Origin of the sequence: Streptomyces sp. MB09-02B (assembly GCF_033794485.1) — a bacterium.
In the GTDB taxonomy this organism is placed as follows: Bacteria; Actinomycetota; Actinomycetes; order Streptomycetales; family Streptomycetaceae; genus Streptomyces.
In genome coordinates, this window is sequence record NZ_JARGEE010000841.1 from 1 (window position 1) to 1,479 (window position 1,479).

The window sequence follows — 1,479 nt, forward strand, 5'->3', positions numbered from 1 at the left end:
CCTCGGCACCCCTCGCCACGGCCCCCGCACCCCCCTGCGCAGACAACCCGCGGCCGTACGGCGGACGTTGGCGCACGGCGGCATCCGGCGAGAGCCGCCCGCCCGTGTCAGGGGTGAAGGTCACGCGGCGACACCGAGGGCCCTTGCCTTACCCTCTTCACACTGAGACCACACAAGGCTGTTGTCATCTCGTTAAGTGATTGGTCCTTGACGCTGAGGTGATCACCGCGTTGGCTTTCAGCCACCTGGGTCGCAGTGCTGCGCCCACGCCCGGAAGGCCCCTGATGTGAACGCCCGTACCACCAGCACCACCCCCAGCGCCCGTATACGTCGTCGTACCACCGCTCTGCGCCGTACCGCCACCGCCCTCGTCGCCTCCGCGGCGGCCGTCTCCCTCGCCTCCTGCGGGGTCTCGAACATCGGCGACAGCGCGGAGGCGAGCCCCACGAAGGGCGACGACATCACGGTGGGTGTGCTGTTCCCGGACAAGGACACCAAGCGGTACGAGCAGTTCGACTACCCCCACATCAAGAAGAAGATCGCCGAGCTCACCGACAACAAGGGCGTGACCAAGTACGCCAACGCGGACAAGGACCCGGAGACCCAGAACAGCCAGATCGAGCAGATGATCGCGGACAAGGTCGACATCCTCATCGTCGACGCCGTGGACTCCAAGGCCGTCGCGCCCGCCGTGCAGAAGGCGGACGACGCGGGTATCCCCGTCATCGCGTACGACCGGCTGGCCGAGGGCCCGATCGACGGCTACGTCTCCTTCGACAACGAGCTCGTCGGGCAGGTGCAGGGGCGCTCGCTGGTCGAGGACCTGGGTGACAGCGCCGCCAACAAGATCGTCATGATGAACGGGTCGCCCTCCGACCCGAACGCCGCCATGTTCAAGGAGGGCGCGCTCTCCGAGCTCCAGGACAAGGTGACGATCTCCGAGACGTTCGACACCAAGGACTGGGACCCCAAGGTCGCCAAGGTCAACATGGAGCAGGCGGTCGCCAAGCTCGGTGTCGACAACATCGACGCGGTCTACGCGGCCAACGACGGCATCGCCGGTGCCGTCATCGACGTGCTGAAGACCGCCGGTGTGGCCAAGGTGCCGCCGGTCACCGGGCAGGACGCCGACCTGGACGCCGTGCAGCGGATCCTGGCGGGCGACCAGTACATGACCGTGTACAAGTCGTTCCCGACGCAGGCGAGCGCCGCCGCCGAGATGGCCGTCGCCAAGGTCCAGGGCCGCTCGATCGAGTTCGACGCCCTCGCCAAGGACAGCGTCGACTCCCCGACCACCAAGAACATCCCGGCCCAGCTGGTGCCCCCGGTCGCGCTCACCAAGAACAACATCGAGGACACGGTCGTCGCCGACGACATCTACACCGTCAAGCAGATCTGCACCGCCGAGTTCAAGTCCGACTGCGACGCGGTCAACCTGAAGTGACACCCGAGCCCTCCGGGGGCTCCCCCCTCCGTTCC

General features: G+C 67.1%; 1 protein-coding gene. It reads left to right on the forward strand.

Annotated features, from left to right (window positions below):
- Positions 1-286 precede the first annotated feature (286 nt).
- Complete coding sequence (locus tag P1P70_RS44535; RefSeq protein WP_319248186.1) at positions 287-1,444, forward strand: sugar ABC transporter substrate-binding protein; 1,158 nt, start codon at positions 287-289, stop codon at positions 1,442-1,444.
- Positions 1,445-1,479: the final 35 nt, after the last annotated feature.